The sequence below is a fragment of the Chitinophaga agrisoli genome (assembly GCF_008386695.1).
Taxonomy (GTDB): Bacteria; Bacteroidota; Bacteroidia; order Chitinophagales; family Chitinophagaceae; genus Chitinophaga; species Chitinophaga agrisoli.
This window is the reverse complement of sequence record NZ_VUOC01000002.1, coordinates 1,742,986-1,764,511: the sequence shown is the minus strand read 5'-3', so window position 1 is coordinate 1,764,511 and position 21,526 is coordinate 1,742,986. Positions and strand designations below refer to the sequence as shown.

Here is a 21,526-nt window from a genome sequence, read left to right as displayed (position 1 = left end):
CCAGCATACAGGATATGAACATTCTATTCTATACAGACATTTCGCCACTGCCGGCCAACGGCGGGGAAAAAATACGGAGCTATTACCTGATAAAGGCCCTGGCCAACCTGGGCCACCAGGTAATTGCATTGGTGCAGAATGAAGAGCAGACGGACCTGGAAAGCTACAACCTCCGCAATGTAGTATTCTATACCCATCCAAAAAAACGGCTGGATATAGTAGACCGCCTGGCGGGCAAACATTATTTCCAGCAGTCTGCCCATGTGTTGCAGCTGTTTGATGAGGTGTGCCGTAAATATACCATCGATGCAGCTGTGCTGGATTATGGATATATAGGCCATTATATCAATTACTTTAACAAACGCCGCATACCGGTGATCCTGGGCACGCATAATGCGCAGGCCATGATCACGCAGCAGCTGCCGGCTAAGAACATTATAGAGAAGATCCGCCGGTTTCAGCTGGTAAGCCTGGAGAAACTGCATGAGCGCATGTATTTTAAAAAGGCGGCGGCCGTGCTGGTAGTGAGTGAAGACGACCGCCACTACCATGCAAAGTTTATCCCTAAGGAGAAGATCTTTTTTGTGCCCAATTTCCTGGATGAAAAAGAGTATGCTTTATCCACCGGGCAAAAACAATCCAAAGTATTGGTGATGACCGCCAACTTTGGACAGTATATGAATTTTCACGGGCTTAAATGGTTTGTGGAAAAAGTATGGGACAGTGAACTGGCAGACAGGTATGATATTTGGTTAGTAGGCAGGCGCTCGAAAGAGGCGCTCACACAGCTTACCGGCGCAGATAAATGGAACAATATTGTAGCGCTGGGAAAAGTGGATGATGTGAAATGGTATATATCCGTAGCCAACGGCGTGATCATTCCGCTGCTGCACGGCAGCGGCACCCGGCTTAAATGCCTGGAGGCCATGGCGCTCAGCACGCCTATCATCGCTACCTCAAAAGGAGTGGAAGGCGTAGCCAGCAAACATTTCATCATCGCAGATGATCCGGCAGACTTTAAGAAAGTGATCCTGGACTTCAATGGAGATACAAAGATAGGAGAGGCCTTACGCGAAGACTTTATGAAGGAGTATAGTGCGGAAGTAAATACACAACGTTTACACGATGTGCTCCATTATACGGTGAAAGATAAACCAGCCCGGGTACAACAACCGGCGCTGACGGAAAAACAAGCGCATGTTTAAGAAAATACAGATAGCGGCATATGGTTTATTAAGCGCTTTTAACGTGGCTGTAATAGGTCAGTTAAAGGCGAATGAGTTCATTGTGCTGTTGTTTGCGCCGCTAACATTTAAGATGAAGGATTTTAAGGATTATCCTTATTTCCGTAAGATCATCTTTGCAATGATAGGTTTGCTGGTGTTCCAGTTCATTACAGATATTTTTGTAGTGGACAATACGGCGCAGAACTTCCTCCGAGGCTGGGCCGGCACCATCATGGGCATCTTGTCCTTCATTTTCCTGTTCCGTACACTGGATACGGAATCGGCGGTGATGACCTTCATCTTCTGGACCATGGTAAAGAACATCTTTTTTACAGATGATATCGTGGACTCTGACATGTCTTATTTCAAGTTTAAGATAGTACCTATTCTGGCGTCTGCCTTGCAGCTGATGGCCGTGTACCTGTATAAACGCGGTAAGATCATGCTGATGATGGGCGTCATGATGTGCGCCTGTTTAATGTGTTTTGCCAATGACGCGCGTTCCAGCGGTATGCTGTTTTTCCTGGGGGCTGGTATTATCTGGCTGCTGAACCGGGATATACAGATCAACCGCCGTACGCTGTTTGTGTTTATACTCTTTGGGTCCATTGTATTCGAGCTTTGCTACGTCTTTTACGTCAAATCGGTACTCAGTAATCAGCTGGGCGGGGGCCACTCCAGCTCTCAATTGGAGCGACTGGAGAATCCCTACAACCCTTTTGAGCTGCTGATGACCGGCCGTGGCGAAACCTTTGCTGCCATTACCGCCATTGGAGATAAGCCCTGGTTTGGCCATGGCTCCTGGGCTAAAGATAAGAACCTTAAATACTACCGTATCATCCTGGCCCTGCAGGGTGGGGATGAAGACGGCGGCGATATGAACCTGGAAAAAGCAGATTCCGTAGACCGGTATATACCCAGCCACTCCGTATTAATGGGTGGGTGGATTGCCTGTGGTTTGGGTGGCTTTATATGCGTGTTCCTCATCTTCTGGTACCTGATGAAGATGACGTTTACGCTGGTGCTGAAGGCGCAGGCATTGCCCTTGTACCCGGTATATGTAATGATGGGGATAGGGCTGTTATGGACCTTCCTGTTTTCGCCGTTCCAGCACCTGCGGTTTACCATACCGGCCACGGGCTGTATTATCATGAACGGGTACTACGATTGGCTGTATATGAAGAATAATATGGATAATGAGGAAGGGGATGATGGAGAGCCGGTGCAGGAAGAAGAAGAGCACCTAATGTTGAATTAAAGCAAAAAAGATCACAGATGAAAATATGTTTCATTACCCTGGGCGATATTAAATCAATAGCTACCATGAAGCGGGCGCTGGGCATGGCCAATCCCTTGCAGTCAATGGGTTGGGAAGTGTCTATCATTGCCCAGGACACGGAAGAGAACAGGAACCGTATAGCCATAGAATGTAATGAGCAGATACAGGTATATTATTACAAAGAATGTGGCCTGAAAGAAGAAGTGCAGATCAAGACCTCGCTGGTGAACCAGATAGCGCCGGACTTTGTATACTTCTGCTCTTTCAGCTTCCGTAACCGCATTATTAAAAGTAAGCTGAGCGCCAAACCAAAGATCCTGATCGAACATTCGGAGCTGGCGTCCGGTATACCAGATAACAAAGGCCTGAAGAAATACGCCTTGCTGCTGCTGGAATATTTTTCCGCACGGTATGCGGATGGGTTGCTTTGCGCCAGCCGCTACCTGGAACGGGAGTACCATAAAAGGGCGGCGCAGGTAATGAAAAAGAAATTGCCTATCCTGTACTCGCCCTACGCATTTAATAACGATGTGATAGACGCGCCAAAGATAAAGCTGCAGGAATTGCAGGAAACGTATAAGAATAACACCGTGCTGATCTACATGGGCACCATGACCCGCAACTATGGTCTCTTTACCATGCTGCAGGCCGTGGAGCAGGTGATCAAAGAAAGGCCGGATGTAAAGCTGCTCCTACTGGGCAGGGGCCGCCACCTGGAAGAGGCCAAGGCCTATGTACAGGAGCACCGGCTGGAGAACCATGTAGTATTTGGTGGTTATACACCGGAAAACGAGCTGAGCTCTTATTTCGAAAGGGCAGATGCTTTCATTTCCCCGTTGAATGATACGGTGCAGGATTGGGCGCGCTGTCCCAGCAAGATCTATATGTACATCCCTTTCCATAAGCCCATCTTCACCAGTAAGATAGGAGAGCCAAAGGAGATCTTTGGTAATGACGGGCATTATTTTGATACCACCCAGCCGGCCGGCCTGGCTAAATTGATCGCAGACCTGGCCAATGGCCGTTTGCAGCATACGGATATAAATATTGACGAACATAGCTGGCATCGCCGCGCGGCAGATCTTACCAATTGGGTATCCCGCGTGTATGCTGTGCAGTTTAAACCTGCCGCCAGGGAAGTATATTCATAAGAGAAGGAATTTTATTATAACACCATATCGTTGCACGGAGGCTATTGCCTGCGGGCTATTTTAAAACTAAAGTAATTCAAGTGAACTATATCTATTACAAAGATCCGAAAGGGAATTTTGGAGATGATCTGAATGGCTGGCTATGGCCACAGCTGTTTGGAGTGGAGCAACCGGATAATGACGCCTTTATCGGTATCGGCTCTATCCTATACAATGACTCCCCGTTGTTCCGTGACCTGGGCAATAAACGCAAGATCGTGTTTGGTACAGGTATACGGCCGGGATATAAGAACTTTACCTGTGATAATACCTGGGATATCCGCTTCCTGCGCGGTCCCTTATCCGCCTATAACTTCAACAACACTTACGAATATATTGCCGATGCGGCCTATGCGCTGCGGCTCACCAACGACTTCAATAATATCCGTTCTGTAAAAAAGCAGTACGAGATAAGCGTGATCCCTTACTTCAAATCGCTGGAGTTCTTTGATTGGCAGGCTATCTGCGATCAGCTGGGATTCCATTACATATCGCCGGCCGCGGAAAAAGGGGTGGAACATACCCTGCGCGAAATTGCCGCTTCCCGTTATGTGATCGCGGAAGCTATGCACGGGGCCATCATTGCAGATATCCTGCGCGTGCCCTGGAGCCGCTTTGTACTATCAACGCCATTTACAGAAGGCGGTAAGGTATCTGAATTTAAATGGATGGACTGGCTGCACTCCATACAGCTGTATAATACGGAAAGTACCCCCATACAGCTGTACCGCAAATCATCCCTGCATACAAAGCTTAAGAAAATGAGCGGTAACATGATCAGCGCAGAGTTTTTTGTAAAGCGGGTAGTGAAGGATGAGCTGCTGTCTAAACTGCGGGCCATTAAACATTTCCATCTCTCCAATGATAGCGTGATCAACAGCATAGACAGCCGCATGTTTGAAAAGGCTGCGCAGCTGCGGCAGGAGATAGGTTTTACGCCGGCGTCCATACCCGCCCGCACACAACTATAATCTAACTACTATCAACAATACAAATGGAACAGCAAGAAAAGGTATTAACAAAAGGAACCGGTAATTTCTTTTTCGGCTTTCATGACCTGGTAGCGTGGAACAACGCAGGCGATAAGCTACTGGCCCTGCGTATAGATAATATTTTGACGCCCCCCAATCCAAACGTGCCTTGTGATATAGGCTTTGTGAATGGAGACAACAGCTTTGTAAAGCTGGGCGAAACCTACGCCTACAACTACCCCCAGGGGGCCCGCCAGCAATGGGTGGGCAACTCCGATCTTTTTGTGGTGAACGACCGGGTAAATGGCGCCTGGCGTTCTAAAGTATACAATGCCAGCACCCGGGAATGTACCGCCGTGCTGGACTATCCTACCCATGTGATCACGGATGATGGCTGGGCCTTTGGCCTGGATTATGCGCGTCTTAACCGCGTAGGCGGTTATGGTTATACCGGCCTGCCGGATGCCCATGCGGATTCCCATACGCCGGAGAACACGGGCATTGTTAAACATAACATCCACACCAAAAAATATTCCCAGCTGGTATCCATTAAGGCAGTAGCCAATTTCCAGATGAATCCTAACCTGGGTAACCATCATTACCTCACCCATCTGCTGCTGAACCCATCGCAGAACAGGATCGCCTTTCTGCACCGCTACAAGCTAAAGGATGGCGGCGAAACCACCCGTCTTATGACCATCGGTACAGACGGGAAGAACCTGCAATGCCTGGCTACTGGTTTCCTGAGCCATTTTGACTGGAAGGATAATAACCATATCGCCATCTGGGGCAGGACCGGCAGCGGCGTTGAAAAGTTGCGGAATTCCCTGCTGTATAAAATGCTGCCCTCCGGGTTGATCTCACAGGGTAAAAAGCTCATCAAGAAATTATTGTACAAACAGCCTAAAGGCGCTGCGGCTAAACCCAACTCCGCTTTTAACTGGCTGCTGTTCAAAGATGAGAATAATGCAGAACCGGGTTTCCTGGCCAAAGGTATCATTAATGAAGATGGGCATCCCATGTTCTGTCCTGCTAACCGCGACTGGATGATCTGTGATACCTACCCGGATGAAAACGGTATCCGTACGCTGTTCCTGTTCCAGTACAGCACACAGCGCCGGGTAGACCTGGGCCAATATAAGATGATAGATACCAAACCAGACCTCACGCAGGCGCAGCTGGTGCTGAACGGGGTGGATAAAGGCGTGTTAAAGGCATTTTCCCTGGAACAGATGGCCTTTACCCGTAGCGGGCTGCATTGCGATCTGCACCCACGCTGGAAAAAAGACGGTACCATGGTGGCCTTCGACTCCATTCACGAAGGCAGCCGCCTGATCTATGGATATGATGTAAGCAATATAGTATTGAAAAATGGAAGCGCTGCCACCCATCACTAAAGAACGGATCTACGTAAAAGGCTTTGACCTGATAAGGCCCATTGCGGCATTCAGCGTGGTATGGATCCATGGCTGCGAAACCAGCGTATGGACCAAAAGGCTTAATCCGCTGAATGAGTATGCGGTGCCGGTGTTCATTGCCATCTCCTTTTTCCTGTTTGCCGGGCAGGTGCTCAGCGGGCGGCTGGATAGTTTTAAGGAAATGGCTACTGCCCGTTTTAAACGGCTCATGATCCCCTTCTTTATCTGGACGCTGATCTACCTCGCTGTCCGGTATGCGAAGGCGATGTTCCTGCATGTGCCGTTTACGCTGTCGCCGGTGGAGACCTTCCTGTTCAGGGGCAGCTCTTACCAGCTGTGGTACCTGCCTAACCTGTTTTACCTGTTCCTGCTGTTCTTCCCTTTCCTGAAAGCAGCCCGGCGGGATACACGTACAGCCAGCTTTGCACTGCTTACGGTGATCGTGCTGGCAGGTATGATCATCTTCTCCAACAATGCGGCTATTACCCGGGCAGACTGGTTTACACGGCATGTGCGCCTGTACTTTGTGCCCTCGCTTATATCTGCCGGCATAGGCATGTTGTATTACCTGCACTATAGCAGCATACAGGCGCGCTATGATAAAACAGCGCAGTCCATTGTACCATTGCTGGCGGCTGGTTTGTTCATACTGCAATTCTTTGTGCCGCACTTGTTCGTGTCTTTGCTATTTGTAGCGGTACTGTTTGCCTGGCTACTGTTCCAGGTGAAAATAGATAGTCCTTTTATAAAGCGCCTTTCTGATAATTCTATGGGCATTTACCTGGTGCATGGCATTTTCCTGGAGGGGATCAAAACCGGCTTAGGTATTGCCAAACACCCGGTTAACGGTTTGCTGCCAACAGTTACGCTGATCGTGGTAGTGTATATACTCAGCTTTCTGACCTCCGCCCTGATGTCTGGCAATAGTATACTGAGAAAATATTTTATGGGCAATTGATATGACTGATAACATGATAGCGATACTGCAACCATTTATACCGCATTATAGAGAACAGTTCTTTAACCAGCTGCGCCAGCAGGCGCCGTTTGATATGTACTGTTACGAAGCAGATAAGCTGGGCGCTGAGCATTTTAAACAAGGCCAAACACCGGTAAAACCGGTACGCTCCCTTAATATAGGGCCGTTTATCCTTTATAATCCCTTCACCTTCTTTAAAAGAGATTACCGGGTACTGGTGTTGATGTTAAGCTTCAGCCATCTTTCTACCTGGCTTATTTTGCTCCTGAAGCCTTTCCTGCGCAGGAAGGTCATTCTCTGGGGCCATGGCATTTCCGTAAAAAGGTATATGGAAGAAGAAAAGAAACCCAATTTTCTGCTCCGGTGGATGATAGGCATGGCGGATGGCGTGTGGTTCTACACCCGTAAGGAAATGGAGATCTGGCAGCGTGTAATGCCCGGCATGAAAGGTTTTGCATTGAACAATACTATCTCCGGCGTAGAAGATATACTGGCATTGCCGGCAGGGAACAAAGCTGCTATAAAAGCCAAACACGGTATCATGCAACCGCGGGTGCTTATCTTCTGTGCCCGTTTTAACCAGGAAGACAGGCGTATAGACCTGTTGGAACAGCTGATCGCCAGCCTGGACCCTGTGCGGTTTGGCGTTATTATCATTGGTGATGGCAAACTGAAACCGGATTTTTCTCCTTATAAACATGTATATGATTTTGGCGGACTATATGACCGGCAGGTGAAAGATGAATTGTTTGCCGCCGCGGATATCTATTTCCAACCCGGATGGGTGGGCCTCTCTATTGTGGAGGCTATGGCTTATGGAAAGCCGGTCTTCACCTTCAAACGTACAGAAGCGTTAAGACAATGTGTGGAGTACAGCTATCTGCAGCATGGTTATAACGGGATGATATTTGAGCATATGGACAGCTGTCTGCAGGAGATCGATACGATCTCCGATGCAGCGGTGCAACAGATGGGCAGTAATGCAAAAGCATTTGTACAGGAACAATTAACAATGACGAGTATGGTGGGTAACGCCGTACGTTCCATCAACAGTGTAGCAGTAAATTAATGAAACAAACTGACAATAAGATCTGGCCGTTGGACGTGTGCCGTGGTGTAGCAGCCTTTTATGTAGTGCTGCATCACTCCCGTGAAATGCTGCCTGCCGCCATACGGCCGCTGCTGCTATTTGGGCAGGAGGCCGTGATCTTATTTTTCCTGCTCAGTGGTTTTGTGATACACTATACTTACTATAACAAAGAATGGTTTGACCGGTCAGACTTTCTCTGGAAACGCTTTATCCGGATCTATCCCATCCTGATCGTTGTTATGTTATTTAGCTGGATCGCAGACGTGGCCACCGGCGCGCATGATCCTGATATCAACATGCGCACGTTTGTATATAACCTCCTGGGCATGCAGGATTCGCAGCTACAGAAACCTGGTATTGGTTATGCCACTTTTGGCGGTAACGATCCGCTCTGGAGCCTGGGTTATGAAATATGGTACTATGCTTTTTATGCGATAGCCGGCGCTAAGAACTTTGAGCGTAATATGTTATTGGTAACAGTAATAGCCGTCGTAAGCTGCGCATTGTTCGCCTTGTATCCCAATAAGATCTGGTTAACGCTTTTTTACCTGCCTATATGGTGGCTGGGTGTTGCTATTGCGCAAATGCAGGTTACCAAAAGCAATAAAGGCTTTCTGCAAGGTATCCTTTCCGCCAGCATTGCGTTGCTGGCATACGGCGTATTCCAGTTCCGGGCCATTACGGTCAATCATACCACTATCGGGTTGCACCCGCTGGTAGAGATCCGGCATTTTGCCACGGCTATTGCCATGGCGCTGGTGTGGGTGCTGATGATGAAACGGCTGCGTATGCAGCATTTGGAATTTCTGCGGCCATTAAGTGTGCTGTCTGCTGTATCCTACGGGGTATACATTGTACACCTGCCCTTGCTGCGTGCGGTGAAGGCATACCTGCCGTCAAATATATTCACCTGGTTATTATTTGTGCTGCTCACTGTATTGGTGGGCTGGCTGCTGGAGATACGTTTTCAGAAAAGATGGATGCTGCCGCTGTTAAGGCGGCAGTCAAAAAGAAGAATGGCAATAGGGCCTAAAACCATTAGCGAATGAAGATATTATTTATAGTACCGTCTTACAAACCCGCTTACATCTACGGAGGGCCTATTGTAGTGATAGCCCGCCTGGCGGAACGGCTGGTACAGCTGGGGCACGAGGTGACGGTATATACCACCACGGCCAACGGCAAAACAGAGCTGGATGTAACGCCCGGTAAAACCGTTATGGTGGATGGCGTGGCCGTAAAATATTTTAAGCGCATCACCAAAGACCATACGCATGTATCCCCCGCATTGTACCGCGCTACCTGGAAAACGGTAAAGCAATATGATGTGGTGCACATCCACTCCTGGTGGAACCTGCTGGTGCTGGGCGCTACACTGGCCTGCAGGCTGCGTGGGGTAAAACCGGTGCTCTCGCCGCATGGTATGTTCTGCGATTATGTGTTAACGGCTAATAACAGCAAAAAGAAACAGCTGATCCATAACCTTATTGGTAAACGGCTGCTGCCGGGCACTTTCCTGCATGTATCCTCCCATATGGAGTGGCAAGAGAGTATCCGCTACAATCCCAAATGGAAAGAGGAAGGCGGTATGGTCTTTAACCTGGTAGACCTGCCCGGTAAAGACTATGCGCGTAAGGATAACCATGTGTTCACCATCAGCTTCCTATCCCGCATAGATCCCAAAAAAGGGCTGGAGATCCTGCTGTATGCGCTGGCCCGTGTACAATTCCCCTATCGCCTGCGCATAGCCGGCAGCGGGGAAGCGGATTATGTGCGTAAGCTGGAGCTGCTGGCCAAAGAGCTGGGCATAGAACAGCATATTGAGTGGGCCGGCTGGAAAGGTCCGGAAGAGAAGTTCCCCTTCTTTGCGGAATCTGACCTGTTTGTGCTCACCTCCCTCAATGAAAACTTTGCCATTGTGGTGATAGAATCTTTATACGTAGGCACGCCGGTGCTCATCAGCAATAATGTGGGCCTGTCCCGCTATGTGGATGATAACAAGCTGGGGTGGATCACCGGTATAGAAGATATAGACGAAGTAGCTAAACAGCTAACAGTTACCTATCATGACCGCGAAGAGCGGCAACGGATCTCACAGCAGGCCAGGACTGTTATTAACCATGATTTCAACGAGACCAAGCTGGCAATGGACTACGTTGAGCTATACGAGGAGGTAAAAGGATGAACAGCGAAATACTGAACAGGAAACCGGCGCTGCAGGTACAGCGCCATATGGATAAAATGCATGTTGCCATTATTATCCTCACGTATAATGAGAAGAAACATATAGGCCGCTGCCTGGAGAACCTGCGCGGTATCTCTGATGAGATCTATATCATCGACGCCTTTTCCACAGATAATACGGTGGAGATAGCGGAATCATACGGGGCCAAAGTGTACCAGCATGCCTGGGTCAATTACGCGGCGCAGTTCCAGTGGGGCCTGGATAATTGCCCTATTGAAGCGCCGTGGGTAATGCGTATGGATGCGGATGAGTACCTGGAGCCGCCCCTGATACAGGAGATCAATAAACGCCTCACCACCGTGCCGGAAGACATTAGCGGTATTTACATCCGCCGTAAAGTGCTGTTCAAAGATAAGTGGATACGGCATGGCGGCTTTTATCCGCATACCCTGCTGCGCATCTGGCGCAGGGGCAAAGGCAGTATTGAACAACGCTGGATGGATGAGCATATTGTGCTTTCAGAAGGTAAGACCATGTTGTTCAAAGAGCATATTGTGGACCATAATCTGAACTCGATCCACTGGTGGGTGAATAAACATAACAATTACGCCATCCGCGAAATGGTGGATCTGCTCAATATCAAGTACCATTTCCTTGACAAGGATGCGCGCTTGCTGAACAGTGATGATCCACAGGCCAAACGCAAGCGTTTCCTGAAGGAGAAGATCTATTCTTCCCTTTCTCCCAGCGTGCGGGCCTCTATGTATTTCTTTTTCCGGTATATCGTGCGCATGGGATTCCTGGACGGTTACAAGGGTTTCCTGTTCCATTTTATGCAGGGATTCTGGTACCGCCTGCTGGTGGATATTAACGTAGAAGAATTTGAAAAAAAGCTGAACGGGGATCATAGCCGCAAACAAATGGTAGACCTGCTAAAGCGTGATTATAACATCGTATTGGAATGAGAGGATTGAAAGCGGTAGCTGTAGTTATTTACGGGTTGTTGTTAACCTACATCGTATTATGGGCGCCCGTAAGGCGCAGGTGGCCCATAGAAGGAGAATACCGCCTGCGGTTAATCCCATTAAAAGGTACGCTCAATGATCTGCTGCATCCCAAAGGGCATAATATGCTGGCCCATTGGGTGCTGTTCCTGGGTAATTTCCTGGGCAATATCCTGCTGTTTGTGCCCTATGCTTTTATACTCATGTGGGTATGCCGTATTACCAGCATACGCCGCGTTGTATGGATAGGTTGCCTTACCAGCATACTGCTGGAAACAATACAGTATATATACCACCTGGGCGTGGCGGATGTGGACGATGTGCTGCTGAATACCCTGGGTACGGCATTGGGCGCATACCTATACAAAACTTTTTTTAGCAGACTTAATACGCCAATAGCATGCAAACGCAACTAGCAAAATTTACAACCGGCGATTACCATGCAGGTGCGCCAAAGCTGAAGGTACTGCTGTGGCACCTGGCAAACTATTATGTGCTGAACAGCGCATTCCCCTGGCCTTACAGCCTTAAGACCAAACTGCTGCGTGTGTTTGGGGCTAAAATAGGGAAGGGGCTGGTCATAAAGACCAAGGTAAGGGTTAAGAATCCCTGGCGCTTGACGATAGGAGATGATTGCTGGATAGGAGAATCCGTATGGATAGACAACCTGGAGGATGTAAGCCTGGGCAATAACGTATGCCTGTCGCAGGGGGCCATGCTGCTTACCGGTAACCACGATTATAAACGAAGTGATTTTCCTTACCGCCTGGGTAAGATAACGGTAGAAGACGGGGTGTGGATAGGCGCGCAAACCGTGGTATGCCCCGGCGTAACATGCCGCTCCCATGCTATACTTACCGTAAACTCCGTTGCTACCAAAGAAATGGAAGCATGGAGCATATATACCGGCAACCCGGCGGTTGCCGTAAGACAAAGAGTGATCAGCGAATAAGAGCAAACAACCGCCAACTAATGACTAACGTTTCAACTATGCGAAAAAGAGTATTGCTGATCGGAGGCAATTTTGCCCCGGAGCCTACAGGTATCGGCAAATATAACGGGGAAATGATGAAGTGGCTGGCCGCCAATGGGTATGACTGTACGGTAATTACCTCTTATCCTTATTACCCCCAGTGGAAAGTGCAGGAACCTTATCATAAGGGCAAATCCTGGTACAGGAAAGAGGTGTCGCCTGCGCAGCATAACGGCAACGGTCAGTTGAAAATATACCGCTGTCCGCAGTACGTGCCGGCACAGCCTTCCGGCGCAAAACGTATCCTGCTCGATTTCTCTTTTGCGGCTTCCGCTTTCTTTAAGCTGCTGCAATTGCTGCCGGGCAAAAAGTTTGATGTGGTGATCACTGTAGTGCCGCCTTTTCACCTGGGTATACTGGCCGTAATATATAAAAAGATCCGCGGGGCCAAATTCCTGTATCATATACAGGATATGCAGATAGAAGCCGCCCGCGATCTGCAGATGATAAAATCACAAAAGCTTATCCGTTTATTATTCCGCCTGGAAAGGTACATTTTCCGGCAGGCGGATATTGTAAGCAGTATTTCAGATGGTATGATGAGGAAAATTCATGAAAAAGCAGGGAAAGATATTTTCTTCTTCCCTAACTGGGTAGATGTGACGCTTTTTCATCCGCTGCCGGACCGTGGAGCGCTGAAGCAGGAATTTGGTTTTGCGCCATCAGATAAGATCATCCTGTACTCCGGCGCCATTGGTGAAAAGCAGGGGCTGGAGGCCATCCTTCATGCGGCTAAGACGTACAGCCACCGCCCGGAATTGAAGTTCCTCATTTGCGGATCAGGCCCTTACAAAGCAAAGCTGGAGGAGATGGCGGCCGCTATGGGCTTACAACAAGTGATCTTTTTTCCCTTACAGCCTTTTGAAAAGTTTAACCGTTTCCTGAACATGGCGGATGTACACCTGGTGATACAGAAAGCCAATGCCAGCGACCTAGTGATGCCATCCAAGCTGACCACCATCCTGGCTGTGGGCGGTATGGCGCTTATTACCGCCAACCCTGGCACCAGCCTGTACGAGCTGGTAGACCGCTATAACATGGGCGTGTTGGCGGATGCAGAAGACCAGGATGCCCTTAACAATGCCATTGGCCGGGCGGTAGATCATGAGGAGACCGCCTGTATTACCCGCAATGCGCGTACGTACGCAGAAACCTATCTCGCGATAGGAAAGATCATGTCCCGCTTCGAAGAAGCAGTAGGACAGAATTAATGAAAAAATTGACCTAACCTTCTTTATTATGTTAGACCGATATCTTAAGATCTGCAGTATTCAGATCGTTGTGCTGGACTTTATAGGGTTAAACGCCGTTTTTTACCTGGTAAGGGCCCTTATGCGGGACACCGGGCAGCCCATACATGTGGATGTAGATACTTTTCTCCTGGGCGCCAATGTTTCCTGGATGATCGCTTTGTATACCACCGGTATTTATTTTGTGAGCCAGCAGCTTTCTTATGAGCGTATGGCGCGTAAAAGCGTGCAGGGTATACTCTTGTATATACTGCTGCTGCTCACCTACCTGTTTATGTATAAGCTGCTGTACTCCCGGTTGTTTGTTACGTTGTATTTCCTGCTGTTTATCGTGGTGGTGGTGATAGGCCGTTTACTGTTCTATTTCATCACCAACTATATCATCCACAGTAAGGCGATACAGAAGAAAGTAGTGATACTGGGATATAATGATGTGTCTAAAAGGCTGGTGGATAGTTTCCTGGATGTAAAAAGCAACCTGCAGTTCGAAGGCTTTTTTGAGGAGTACAGCAAAGTGCATGAGCTTTCTTACTACCCGGTGATCGGCAACCTGGAGGATTGTGTACCATATGCCAAAAGCAATAATATCCGGGAGATCTATTCTACCCTGTCGCCGGAGCAATTCCCCTACCTGTATACCCTGGCGCATGAGGCCGAGCAGCATTTTATCCGTTTCCGTTTTGTGCCGGATTTCCGGATGTTTGTAAACCGGCAGATATACATTGACTATTTTAACAATATACCAATTATTTCCCTGCGTTCAGAGCCGCTGGATGATATTGCCAACCGCATCCGCAAACGTATTTTTGATATTATTGTTAGCTCGCTGGTCACCATTTTCCTCTTAAGCTGGCTTATACCGCTGCTGGCGCTTCTGATACGGCTGGAGTCCAAAGGCCCTGTATTCTTTATCCAGCACCGCACTGGCCGCAACAATCAAACTTTCCGCTGTCTTAAAATGCGCAGCATGAAAGTGAATAAAAGCGCCAACGAAAAACAGGCTTCCCGTAACGATGATCGTTTTACCCGCATAGGCCGTATCCTGCGCAAGACCAACCTGGACGAGATGCCACAGTTCCTGAACGTACTGCTGGGCGATATGTCTATCGTAGGGCCGCGCCCGCATATGTTGCGCCATACGGAAGAGTACTCCCGCATTATACAGCAATACATGGTGCGCCACTTCATGAAACCCGGTATTACCGGCTGGGCACAGGTGAATGGTTTCCGGGGAGAGATCACCGAAGATCATCAGCTCAGAAAACGTATTGAGCACGATATCTGGTACATGGAAAACTGGTCTGTTTACCTGGATCTGCGCATCATGTTCATGACGGTAATGAACACCGTGAAGGGCGACAAGAATGCCTTCTAGCAGGGGAAACGCCTTGTAATGAGTAGTAAAAAGGGGAGCAGGTAAATGAAAAAACAGTATATTGTACTGGTTTCAGTAACGACATTTTTTAAAAAGATGCACAACTTGCATAGGAATTAACGGGAAATTATTGTCGGCATATTCTGATAAGTAACGGGATCCATTTACACCCTTCATTCATTAAGATTTAAACTAATTGGGTAACACCAAACCTGGGTTTCACAATGAAAGCTTCATCCGTAAATCGTTTTGACCTGCTGGAAAGCAGGGGGCTGATAGAAGATATATTTCATGAATTGAAATCAATTCTCTCCAGCATCCTCTCCAGTGTAGAGCTGATAGAGCTGTACGGCGGTAACAGCATGAGTGGCGTTAGCGGTGAAAAGCCGGTTAACAGCGGTAAGATCACGCGGCAGGCCGGGGCCATAAAATCCCAGGTAATAGAGCTGGAGTTCCAGTTACAGAACGTAAGGATCATCCAGCATATCATGAACAAATCTTTCGAGCCCAGAAAGAACCTTACCATACTGCCCTTTTTCCTCCGCAACTTTATTCACGAAGAGCCTTATGACGCATTGTTTGGCGATACCGTGGAAATGGTGATGCATAAGGAGCATGCAGACGCCTATGTGGATGAGTTCCTTGTCCGCCAACTGGTGCTGAACATCTTCTTCTGGATGATGAAGAATTCTCCCACGAATCAACTGCCCAGCCTGCGGTTCACTTTTGAACAGGACCACCTGGAGATCAAAGGCTTTTTCTCTGCCAATGCCGCCAGTTATTTCTTCTCCTCTTACGCAAAATCTTATGATAACGGTAAACTGCATTTCGATACAGAACTGCTGAACCAGCGTATCTACTACCTGATCTCTTATATTGTAGAGCTGCATGAAGGCAGCCTGGATATTACAGTTGAAGGAGAGAAGAATGTGGAGATACTGGTGAAGATACCGTACCGCCCCTCTTATACCTTATAATCTTCACTGCGGAAAAAATACTGCCATTCATCAATCATATTGGTAACGCAACGGCGTGTTGCTTTACTTTAGCGCGCTATTGTACGGTCCTTAACCGGATCGTGCATAGATAAGGTTAAAACTAATAGGGGATATTTTCATATCCCCTGATTAATTTATAGACCTCACTGTAATGACTATACTGAAATGTGTAGCTTGTGTTTACTGCTCTTCATTGAATTTACGGAACTGCCAGGATACGCCCAGCATCAGCCCGGCATTATCGCTTAGCTCGCCAAAATCAACTGCTACGCCTGCATGCAATGTAAGCGGCATAATGGGCAGTGTATAACTGAGCTCTTCCAGGGTATAACATTGGGATTTGGAAGGGCTGTAAGGGCCCGCGTTAATGTTGCCGTAGTTCTGTGTATAGGTGATCAGCGTTTTTGCCTGCAGCATTTCCCCGATGGTATATTGCAGACCCAAATGGCCGCCTACCACGCGGTTGTTGAGGATATTGGGGCCCTGGCCTTTTATATCTGTGATGGGCGCATTCCAGTCATACGGGTTTACCTGTCCCGGAAAATATTTGCTGCTCCTGATCCTGTCTGTAAACAGCGGCGTGCCTACAATACGGTCCTGGTATTCCCAGCCGGTCAGGTAAATACCGTTGTTGTAATAGCTTTCGCGCACACGGTTTATATACCAGTCATTCATTTGTTTGGTATAAATGAACTCGCCTACTATTTTATGCAGCCAGGCCCCTTCGTGTTTATTGGTATAGGCGATGCCCAAAAGACGGTCAATGTTTTTGATGTTCATGCCCTGGCTGGATTCAAAGGGCATCTGCATATAAAGATGTAAGCCTGTTACGTCATTATCCCAGTCAATCGTACCTTCTATTACGCCGCGGTGATCGCCGGCGCGGTTGGGCCGTATAACGCTGCCGCCAATATCCCCGCCCACGGTGCCGTCATTAGCTTCCCTGGCAGTGAACACATTCCAGAAACCCTTTAGGGAGTTATCGATCTTGGGCAAACCTTCACGATGGCCGCCCCATACGGCAAAATGCTCCAGGCCGGCGCCCACTTTCAGTTTTCTTTTGCCCACGCGTACGTAAAAAGTCTTCTGGTGCAGCCAGGCGTCTTTAATAAACTGCTTTTCTCCCATCCACCCATGGGTGAATTGTCCTTTAAACTGCAGCCAGCCGTCTGTAAAAGGCACATCCGTATACTCCGGCACCGCTATACCTATCTGCGGTATGGGCACCGCATTGCCGCTTACGCCCAGAGAGCCGCTGGAAAGGTCTTTATCCACTTCGCCAATTACTTCGCGGAACCGGCCGGCACGGATCTCCAGGTGTTTGAAACCGGCCTTTACATATCCTTCCTGTACGATCACGTTGCCAAAGTGATTATTATTCACCAGGTTCAGTCCGTATTTGATATAGAACTGGCCATTGCTGCCCAGTATATGCGCATTGCTGAAACCCGCCTGTGTAGAGAGGTCGGACTTACGGTCCGTAAGCGCGCCAAAATGTTGCGCAGTGATCCATAACGGTTGATAATCCTTTGTGGCAAATGTGCCGGTAGTGCCTACTTGAACCAGTAAAGAGTCCAGTAATTGCGCACGAACATGCTGTACAAAAAGCGGCAATGATATAGTTAACAATATCAATGATCTCCTCATAAGATAAGTCTGGTTTTTTCAATAAAGGCGGGCTGAAAACTGTTAGCAGCTAACATTTAATTTCTCCCCCGCATGGTTGCATATATGATTGTATAACATGCCCAATTTACCGCGGAATTACAGCAATAAAGTTACTTGAACCAGTACAAACCCGGCGGTAATGGGTTGATTGTCAAGGATAGTTTATGTGATAAAAATTTATTTAATATATAAATAGAAAACATGGATTCCTCTTACTATTTTGTCTGTGAAATTTGGGACAAGAGCAACTGTTAGAGATCTCTCCGCACCCTGCGGGTTATCTTCCATATACAGAATAATGAAAAACACTGTCATGACTAACTATCCTATGAAAAGCATTGCCCTGGCCATATGCGCCTGCACAATCATTTCCTGTAAAAGCACTGAATTGGTGTACCTGAACGTAAAACAGCCGGCGCCGGTTACCTTACCCGCCTATATAAAGAATATTGGCGTGGTGAACCGTACGGGCGCGCCTGCGCAGAACAAAGTAATAGATGCGGTGGATAAGGTCTTTACGCTCGAAGGGGCCAACCTGGATAAGGAAGGCGCCCTGGCAAGCATAGATGGTTTGGCGGACATGCTGGTAAAAGACCAGGTATTTGCCGGTGTTTATCCCTTTAAGGATCTGGTGATGACCACGCCGGTAAACGGAACTTTCCCCGCGCCCATCCCCTGGGACACCATAGACCGCATATGCCGTGTCAATAAGCTGGATGGACTGTTTACGCTGGAGTTGTTTGATACGGACTCCAAAATGAGTTACAGCACCACGCCCACCAGTATTAAGACGCCGTTGGGCAATGTACCTGCATTGGAACATAATGCCAATATGCTCACCACCGTAAAAACCGGTTGGCGCATCTATGATCCGGCAACGCGTACGGTGCTGGATGAATATGTAGCCGCGCGCAACCTGAGTTTCTCCGGCAAGGGTATTAACCCCGTAGCAGCTGCGAGCGCGCTGCTGGACCGTAAAGAAGCGGTAAAACAGGCCGGCAGCAAAGCCGGGGAGGACTATGCGGCGCGTATAGTGCCTTATTGGGTGCGCGTATCCCGGGACTATTATGTAAAAGGCTCAGATAATTTCACCATGGCGCGGCGCAAGGCTCAAACCGGCAACTGGACAGACGCCGCGGCCCTCTGGGAGAAAGAGACCACAAATCCCAGCAGCAGCATTGCCGGCAGGGCCTGTTATAATATGGCCATTATCTCGGAAATAAATGGCGACCTTGATAAGGCCATTAAATGGTCACAAAAAGCTTATGAAGATTATAATAATCACCTGGCCTTGCAGTATCTTAACATTTTAAAGAACCGGCAGGCCAAACAGGCGCTGTTAAAAGAACAAGGCGCAACAGATTAACCCGCCGGCGCCAGCGTGAGTTGCCAGGATACGCCAAACTGGTCGTTGCACCAGCCAAACTTTTTACTGAATGGGTATTCTCCCAGTCCCATGAGGACCGTGCCGCCTTCGCTCAGCTTAGCAAAACGCTCGTTAATCTCTGCTTCCGTTTCGCAAGTTACGTACAGTGACATGGAAGGGGTAAACGTGAAGGCATGATGCACATAACTGTCTATGGCCATAAAGGACTGGCCATTCAGGGTAAAAATGGCATGCATCACGGAGCCTTCCTTGCCAGGTTGGTTTGGGCCATATCGGGTAATGCTAAGGATCTGCGCATCTGCAAATAAGGACGTGTAAAAGTTCATGGCGGCTTCTGCCTGGCCTTCAAACATCAGGAATGTGGTGATCTTTTGCATGCGGTACATTTTTAAGGTGATGATGATTACAAAAATAGGGCGTTGTCCTGCAAATGCGTTCATCCTTTAGGGTGATTTATAGTGGCCAATAAGTATTATTTTTATATTTAAACCCATGAAAACAAAATCGCTCAAAAAGGTGTTGGCTATCTCCGGCAGCACGCGTAAAAACTCCACTAACCTGCAGCTTGTTAAAGCTTTCGCCGCTATGGCCGATGGGCACCTGGAGGTGGAAATATTCAACGAATTGGATACCCTGCCGCATTTTAATCCCGATCTTGATGATAAGCCGCCGGCAATCATAAAATCCTTCCGGAAAAAGGTGCAGCAGGCAGATGGCGTGCTTATCTGCAGCCCGGAATATGTATTCAGCCTGCCCGGCAGTCTTAAGAACGCGCTGGAATGGATGGTGTCTACCACCTTCTTTTCCGGAAAGCCGGTGGCACTGATTACTGCTGCGGCCAGGGGCCTCAAAGCGCACGAGTCCCTGCAGCTGATCATGAAAACTATAGAAGCCAGCTTTACAGATGACACCGTGTTGCTCATACAGGGCATTCAGGGAAAGATAACCCCTGACGGCGAGTTTAAGGACGCCAAAGCGCAGCAGCAGCTGGAGAAGCTTACTACCGCTTTTACCGCCCTGGTGCAGGAGGAAAAATAGCCCAAACGGTAAAAAGTACCATAACATCCCTGTTTGGTCCCATTGGGGTGATGACCGCCAGCTTAATTTTGTGTCGTACAAAAGCCAGGATATAATGGTCAGAGCTAACATACCAGTGTACGATATTTACAGCATCATCCCGGGGCATACCCAGCGGGACCTGCTGGTAAAACGCCTGGGACCTTACGCACGGGAATATCACCACCTGCACCGTCAGCACGGCCACTCCTTTTATCACCTGGTGATGTTTATCCAGGGGAGTGGCAGTTATACCATTGATTTCACCAGCTTTACCATACAGCCTTACCAGGTATATTTTATGGCGCCGGGCCAGGTGCATAGCTGGCATTTTGATAGCGATGTAGAAGGTTACCTGGTGCATTTTTCACCCGCTTTCTTCCAGTCTTTTTTAAGCGATCAGCATTACCTGGAACGTTTCAGTTTCCTGCAGGGCGATTCTAAGGAAGCTGTTATCCAGCTGCCCGTGAGTTTGCAGCCGGCTGCGGCAACCTTGTTTGAGCGCATGCTGGAGGAGCTGGAGCAACCAAAGGGCGCTGGTCTGGATATGATCCGTACCTATCTGCTGGAACTGTTCATCCGGCTGGAGCGGAGCATTGCTACCATCACGCCCAGGCATATACCTAAACAGAAACAGCTGCTGCTGAACAATTTCCAGCAACTCATCAACCGGCATTATAATACCATCCGGCTACCCAAGGAATATGCGGAGCTGCTGTATGTAACGCCTAACCATCTGAACGCCCTGTGCCAGGACCTGCTGGGTAAGACCGCAGGAGAGCTTATCCGCGACCGTATTATGCTGGAGGCCAAAAGGCTGCTGGTCAACCATGAGCTCACCGTTACAGAAATTGCTTACCACCTGAACTTCCAGGATAACTCTTACTTTAACCGCTTCTTTAAAAAGAATGTGGGCATTACCCCGGAAACCTTCAGGAAACAAATCAGTCATTAAAAAAATTACCATACTATGTGTGCCCATCAACAAGACAGCAAACCGAACCTTCTGCTCAGCGTATTACAGAATAAATGTCCGCGCTGCCGGCAGGGTAAGCTGTACAAACATTCCCATCCCTACCGCCTGAAAGATTTTATGGACATGAACGAGTATTGTGATGTGTGCGGCCAGCCTTTTGAACCGGAAACCGGCTTCTACTTTGGCACCGGTTATGTAAGTTATGCCCTTTCTATTGCGTTAAGCGTGGCCAGCTTTATTGCCTGGTGGTTATTTATAGGCATATCCGTATATGACAACCGCCTGTTCTGGTGGATTGGGGTAAATGCCGTTATCCTGCTTATTATGCAGCCGTTACTGATGCGTTTGTCAAGGACCATCTGGCTCTCTTTCTTCGTGTACTATGACCGTAACTGGTACACCAACAAGATCGTGCATTAAGGGCTGGTCTGACATTTGTAT

21 protein-coding genes are annotated in these 21,526 nt (G+C 48.4%); 19 read left to right on the top strand and 2 right to left on the bottom strand.

What is annotated here, in order from left to right; genetic code table 11:
* Nucleotides 1-14 precede the first annotated feature (14 nt).
* The 15 genes from F0L74_RS14390 (at nucleotide 15) to F0L74_RS14320 (ending at nucleotide 15,977) form a co-directional block, all read left to right on the top strand.
* The gene (locus F0L74_RS14390) at nucleotides 15-1,205 is read left to right on the top strand and encodes a glycosyltransferase family 4 protein (protein ID WP_188316003.1); all 1,191 of its coding nucleotides are present in this window, start codon (nucleotides 15-17) and stop codon (nucleotides 1,203-1,205) included.
* Complete coding sequence (locus F0L74_RS14385; RefSeq protein WP_149838538.1) at nucleotides 1,198-2,484, top strand: hypothetical protein; 1,287 nt, start codon at nucleotides 1,198-1,200, stop codon at nucleotides 2,482-2,484. The genes F0L74_RS14390 and F0L74_RS14385 overlap by 8 nt, the downstream gene beginning before the upstream one ends.
* Nucleotides 2,485-2,501: 17 nt before the next feature.
* Nucleotides 2,502-3,656 (top strand): glycosyltransferase, encoded by a 1,155-nt coding sequence (locus F0L74_RS14380; RefSeq protein ID WP_149838537.1) that lies wholly within the window; start codon nucleotides 2,502-2,504, stop codon nucleotides 3,654-3,656.
* An 80-nt stretch (nucleotides 3,657-3,736) separates the two neighbouring features.
* The gene (locus tag F0L74_RS14375) at nucleotides 3,737-4,666 is read left to right on the top strand and encodes a polysaccharide pyruvyl transferase family protein (RefSeq protein WP_149838536.1); all 930 of its coding nucleotides are present in this window, start codon (nucleotides 3,737-3,739) and stop codon (nucleotides 4,664-4,666) included.
* 23 nt (nucleotides 4,667-4,689) lie between these two features.
* Nucleotides 4,690-6,063 (top strand): hypothetical protein, encoded by a 1,374-nt coding sequence (locus F0L74_RS14370; RefSeq protein ID WP_149838535.1) that lies wholly within the window; start codon nucleotides 4,690-4,692, stop codon nucleotides 6,061-6,063.
* Entirely contained in the window at nucleotides 6,038-7,042 is a 1,005-nt protein-coding gene (locus tag F0L74_RS14365) for an acyltransferase family protein (RefSeq protein WP_149838534.1), read from the top strand. The genes F0L74_RS14370 and F0L74_RS14365 overlap by 26 nt, the downstream gene beginning before the upstream one ends.
* Before the next feature lie 13 nt (nucleotides 7,043-7,055).
* Nucleotides 7,056-8,132, top strand: a complete 1,077-nt coding sequence (locus tag F0L74_RS14360) for a glycosyltransferase (RefSeq protein ID WP_149838533.1) — start codon at nucleotides 7,056-7,058, stop codon at nucleotides 8,130-8,132.
* Nucleotides 8,132-9,202, top strand: coding sequence for an acyltransferase family protein (locus F0L74_RS14355; RefSeq protein WP_149838532.1), 1,071 nt, complete (start codon nucleotides 8,132-8,134; stop codon nucleotides 9,200-9,202). Before F0L74_RS14360 ends, F0L74_RS14355 begins: the two co-directional genes overlap by 1 nt.
* Entirely contained in the window at nucleotides 9,199-10,338 is a 1,140-nt protein-coding gene (locus F0L74_RS14350) for an XrtY-associated glycosyltransferase XYAG1 (RefSeq protein WP_149838531.1), read from the top strand. Before F0L74_RS14355 ends, F0L74_RS14350 begins: the two co-directional genes overlap by 4 nt.
* Nucleotides 10,335-11,303 carry a glycosyltransferase family 2 protein gene (locus tag F0L74_RS14345; protein ID WP_213086966.1) on the top strand — a complete coding sequence of 323 codons (969 nt, stop codon included), beginning with the start codon at nucleotides 10,335-10,337 and terminating at the stop codon, nucleotides 11,301-11,303. The genes F0L74_RS14350 and F0L74_RS14345 overlap by 4 nt, the downstream gene beginning before the upstream one ends.
* A complete protein-coding gene (locus F0L74_RS14340; protein ID WP_149838530.1) occupies nucleotides 11,300-11,758 on the top strand; it encodes a VanZ family protein in 459 nt (152 codons plus the stop codon). The genes F0L74_RS14345 and F0L74_RS14340 overlap by 4 nt, the downstream gene beginning before the upstream one ends.
* Complete coding sequence (locus tag F0L74_RS14335) at nucleotides 11,743-12,294, top strand: WcaF family extracellular polysaccharide biosynthesis acetyltransferase (protein ID WP_149838529.1); 552 nt, start codon at nucleotides 11,743-11,745, stop codon at nucleotides 12,292-12,294. Before F0L74_RS14340 ends, F0L74_RS14335 begins: the two co-directional genes overlap by 16 nt.
* Before the next feature lie 38 nt (nucleotides 12,295-12,332).
* Complete coding sequence (locus F0L74_RS14330) at nucleotides 12,333-13,586, top strand: WcaI family glycosyltransferase (protein ID WP_149838528.1); 1,254 nt, start codon at nucleotides 12,333-12,335, stop codon at nucleotides 13,584-13,586.
* Nucleotides 13,587-13,614: 28 nt separating this feature from the next.
* On the top strand, nucleotides 13,615-15,000 hold the full coding sequence (locus F0L74_RS14325) for an undecaprenyl-phosphate glucose phosphotransferase (protein WP_149838527.1): 1,386 nt from the start codon (nucleotides 13,615-13,617) through the stop codon (nucleotides 14,998-15,000).
* Between the two features lie 224 nt (nucleotides 15,001-15,224).
* The gene (locus tag F0L74_RS14320) at nucleotides 15,225-15,977 is read left to right on the top strand and encodes a hypothetical protein (RefSeq protein WP_149838526.1); all 753 of its coding nucleotides are present in this window, start codon (nucleotides 15,225-15,227) and stop codon (nucleotides 15,975-15,977) included.
* Between the two features lie 201 nt (nucleotides 15,978-16,178).
* On the opposite strand, the gene F0L74_RS14315 is transcribed toward F0L74_RS14320, so the two are convergent.
* Nucleotides 16,179-17,645 (bottom strand): capsule assembly Wzi family protein, encoded by a 1,467-nt coding sequence (locus tag F0L74_RS14315; protein WP_149838525.1) that lies wholly within the window; start codon nucleotides 17,643-17,645, stop codon nucleotides 16,179-16,181.
* Between the two features lie 334 nt (nucleotides 17,646-17,979).
* On the opposite strand from F0L74_RS14315, the gene F0L74_RS14310 reads away from it, so the two are divergent.
* A complete protein-coding gene (locus F0L74_RS14310) occupies nucleotides 17,980-19,032 on the top strand; it encodes a DUF6340 family protein (protein WP_246197708.1) in 1,053 nt (350 codons plus the stop codon).
* Here the strand turns inward: F0L74_RS14310 and F0L74_RS14305 are convergent.
* Complete coding sequence (locus tag F0L74_RS14305) at nucleotides 19,029-19,493, bottom strand: VOC family protein (RefSeq protein ID WP_213086965.1); 465 nt, start codon at nucleotides 19,491-19,493, stop codon at nucleotides 19,029-19,031. The two genes, F0L74_RS14310 and F0L74_RS14305, sit on opposite strands and share 4 nt — an antisense overlap.
* 52 nt (nucleotides 19,494-19,545) lie before the next feature.
* Between F0L74_RS14305 and F0L74_RS14300 the strand changes: the two genes are divergently transcribed.
* The 3 genes from F0L74_RS14300 (at nucleotide 19,546) to F0L74_RS14290 (ending at nucleotide 21,505) form a co-directional block, all read left to right on the top strand.
* Entirely contained in the window at nucleotides 19,546-20,091 is a 546-nt protein-coding gene (locus F0L74_RS14300) for an NADPH-dependent FMN reductase (RefSeq protein ID WP_149838524.1), read from the top strand.
* A 94-nt stretch (nucleotides 20,092-20,185) separates the two neighbouring features.
* Nucleotides 20,186-21,064 carry an AraC family transcriptional regulator gene (locus F0L74_RS14295; RefSeq protein ID WP_149838523.1) on the top strand — a complete coding sequence of 293 codons (879 nt, stop codon included), beginning with the start codon at nucleotides 20,186-20,188 and terminating at the stop codon, nucleotides 21,062-21,064.
* A 15-nt stretch (nucleotides 21,065-21,079) separates the two neighbouring features.
* Nucleotides 21,080-21,505, top strand: coding sequence for a DUF983 domain-containing protein (locus F0L74_RS14290; protein ID WP_149838522.1), 426 nt, complete (start codon nucleotides 21,080-21,082; stop codon nucleotides 21,503-21,505).
* Nucleotides 21,506-21,526: the final 21 nt, after the last annotated feature.

What these genes read in the sequence shown, in the direction of transcription:
- F0L74_RS14390 (WP_188316003.1), top strand. Translation starts at nt 15, where the DNA reads ATGAACATTCTATTCTATACAGACATTTCGCCACTGCCGGCCAACGGC.
- F0L74_RS14385 (WP_149838538.1), top strand. Translation starts at nt 1,198, where the DNA reads ATGTTTAAGAAAATACAGATAGCGGCATATGGTTTATTAAGCGCTTTT.
- F0L74_RS14380 (WP_149838537.1), top strand. Translation starts at nt 2,502, where the DNA reads ATGAAAATATGTTTCATTACCCTGGGCGATATTAAATCAATAGCTACC.
- F0L74_RS14370 (WP_149838535.1), top strand. Translation starts at nt 4,690, where the DNA reads ATGGAACAGCAAGAAAAGGTATTAACAAAAGGAACCGGTAATTTCTTT.
- F0L74_RS14365 (WP_149838534.1), top strand. Translation starts at nt 6,038, where the DNA reads ATGGAAGCGCTGCCACCCATCACTAAAGAACGGATCTACGTAAAAGGC.
- F0L74_RS14360 (WP_149838533.1), top strand. Translation starts at nt 7,056, where the DNA reads ATGATAGCGATACTGCAACCATTTATACCGCATTATAGAGAACAGTTC.
- F0L74_RS14355 (WP_149838532.1), top strand. Translation starts at nt 8,132, where the DNA reads ATGAAACAAACTGACAATAAGATCTGGCCGTTGGACGTGTGCCGTGGT.
- F0L74_RS14350 (WP_149838531.1), top strand. Translation starts at nt 9,199, where the DNA reads ATGAAGATATTATTTATAGTACCGTCTTACAAACCCGCTTACATCTAC.
- F0L74_RS14345 (WP_213086966.1), top strand. Translation starts at nt 10,335, where the DNA reads ATGAACAGCGAAATACTGAACAGGAAACCGGCGCTGCAGGTACAGCGC.
- F0L74_RS14340 (WP_149838530.1), top strand. Translation starts at nt 11,300, where the DNA reads ATGAGAGGATTGAAAGCGGTAGCTGTAGTTATTTACGGGTTGTTGTTA.
- F0L74_RS14335 (WP_149838529.1), top strand. Translation starts at nt 11,743, where the DNA reads ATGCAAACGCAACTAGCAAAATTTACAACCGGCGATTACCATGCAGGT.
- F0L74_RS14330 (WP_149838528.1), top strand. Translation starts at nt 12,333, where the DNA reads ATGCGAAAAAGAGTATTGCTGATCGGAGGCAATTTTGCCCCGGAGCCT.
- F0L74_RS14325 (WP_149838527.1), top strand. Translation starts at nt 13,615, where the DNA reads ATGTTAGACCGATATCTTAAGATCTGCAGTATTCAGATCGTTGTGCTG.
- F0L74_RS14320 (WP_149838526.1), top strand. Translation starts at nt 15,225, where the DNA reads ATGAAAGCTTCATCCGTAAATCGTTTTGACCTGCTGGAAAGCAGGGGG.
- F0L74_RS14315 (WP_149838525.1), bottom strand. Translation starts at nt 17,645, where the DNA reads ATGAGGAGATCATTGATATTGTTAACTATATCATTGCCGCTTTTTGTA.
- F0L74_RS14310 (WP_246197708.1), top strand. Translation starts at nt 17,980, where the DNA reads ATGACTAACTATCCTATGAAAAGCATTGCCCTGGCCATATGCGCCTGC.
- F0L74_RS14305 (WP_213086965.1), bottom strand. Translation starts at nt 19,493, where the DNA reads ATGAACGCATTTGCAGGACAACGCCCTATTTTTGTAATCATCATCACC.
- F0L74_RS14300 (WP_149838524.1), top strand. Translation starts at nt 19,546, where the DNA reads ATGAAAACAAAATCGCTCAAAAAGGTGTTGGCTATCTCCGGCAGCACG.
- F0L74_RS14295 (WP_149838523.1), top strand. Translation starts at nt 20,186, where the DNA reads ATGGTCAGAGCTAACATACCAGTGTACGATATTTACAGCATCATCCCG.
- F0L74_RS14290 (WP_149838522.1), top strand. Translation starts at nt 21,080, where the DNA reads ATGTGTGCCCATCAACAAGACAGCAAACCGAACCTTCTGCTCAGCGTA.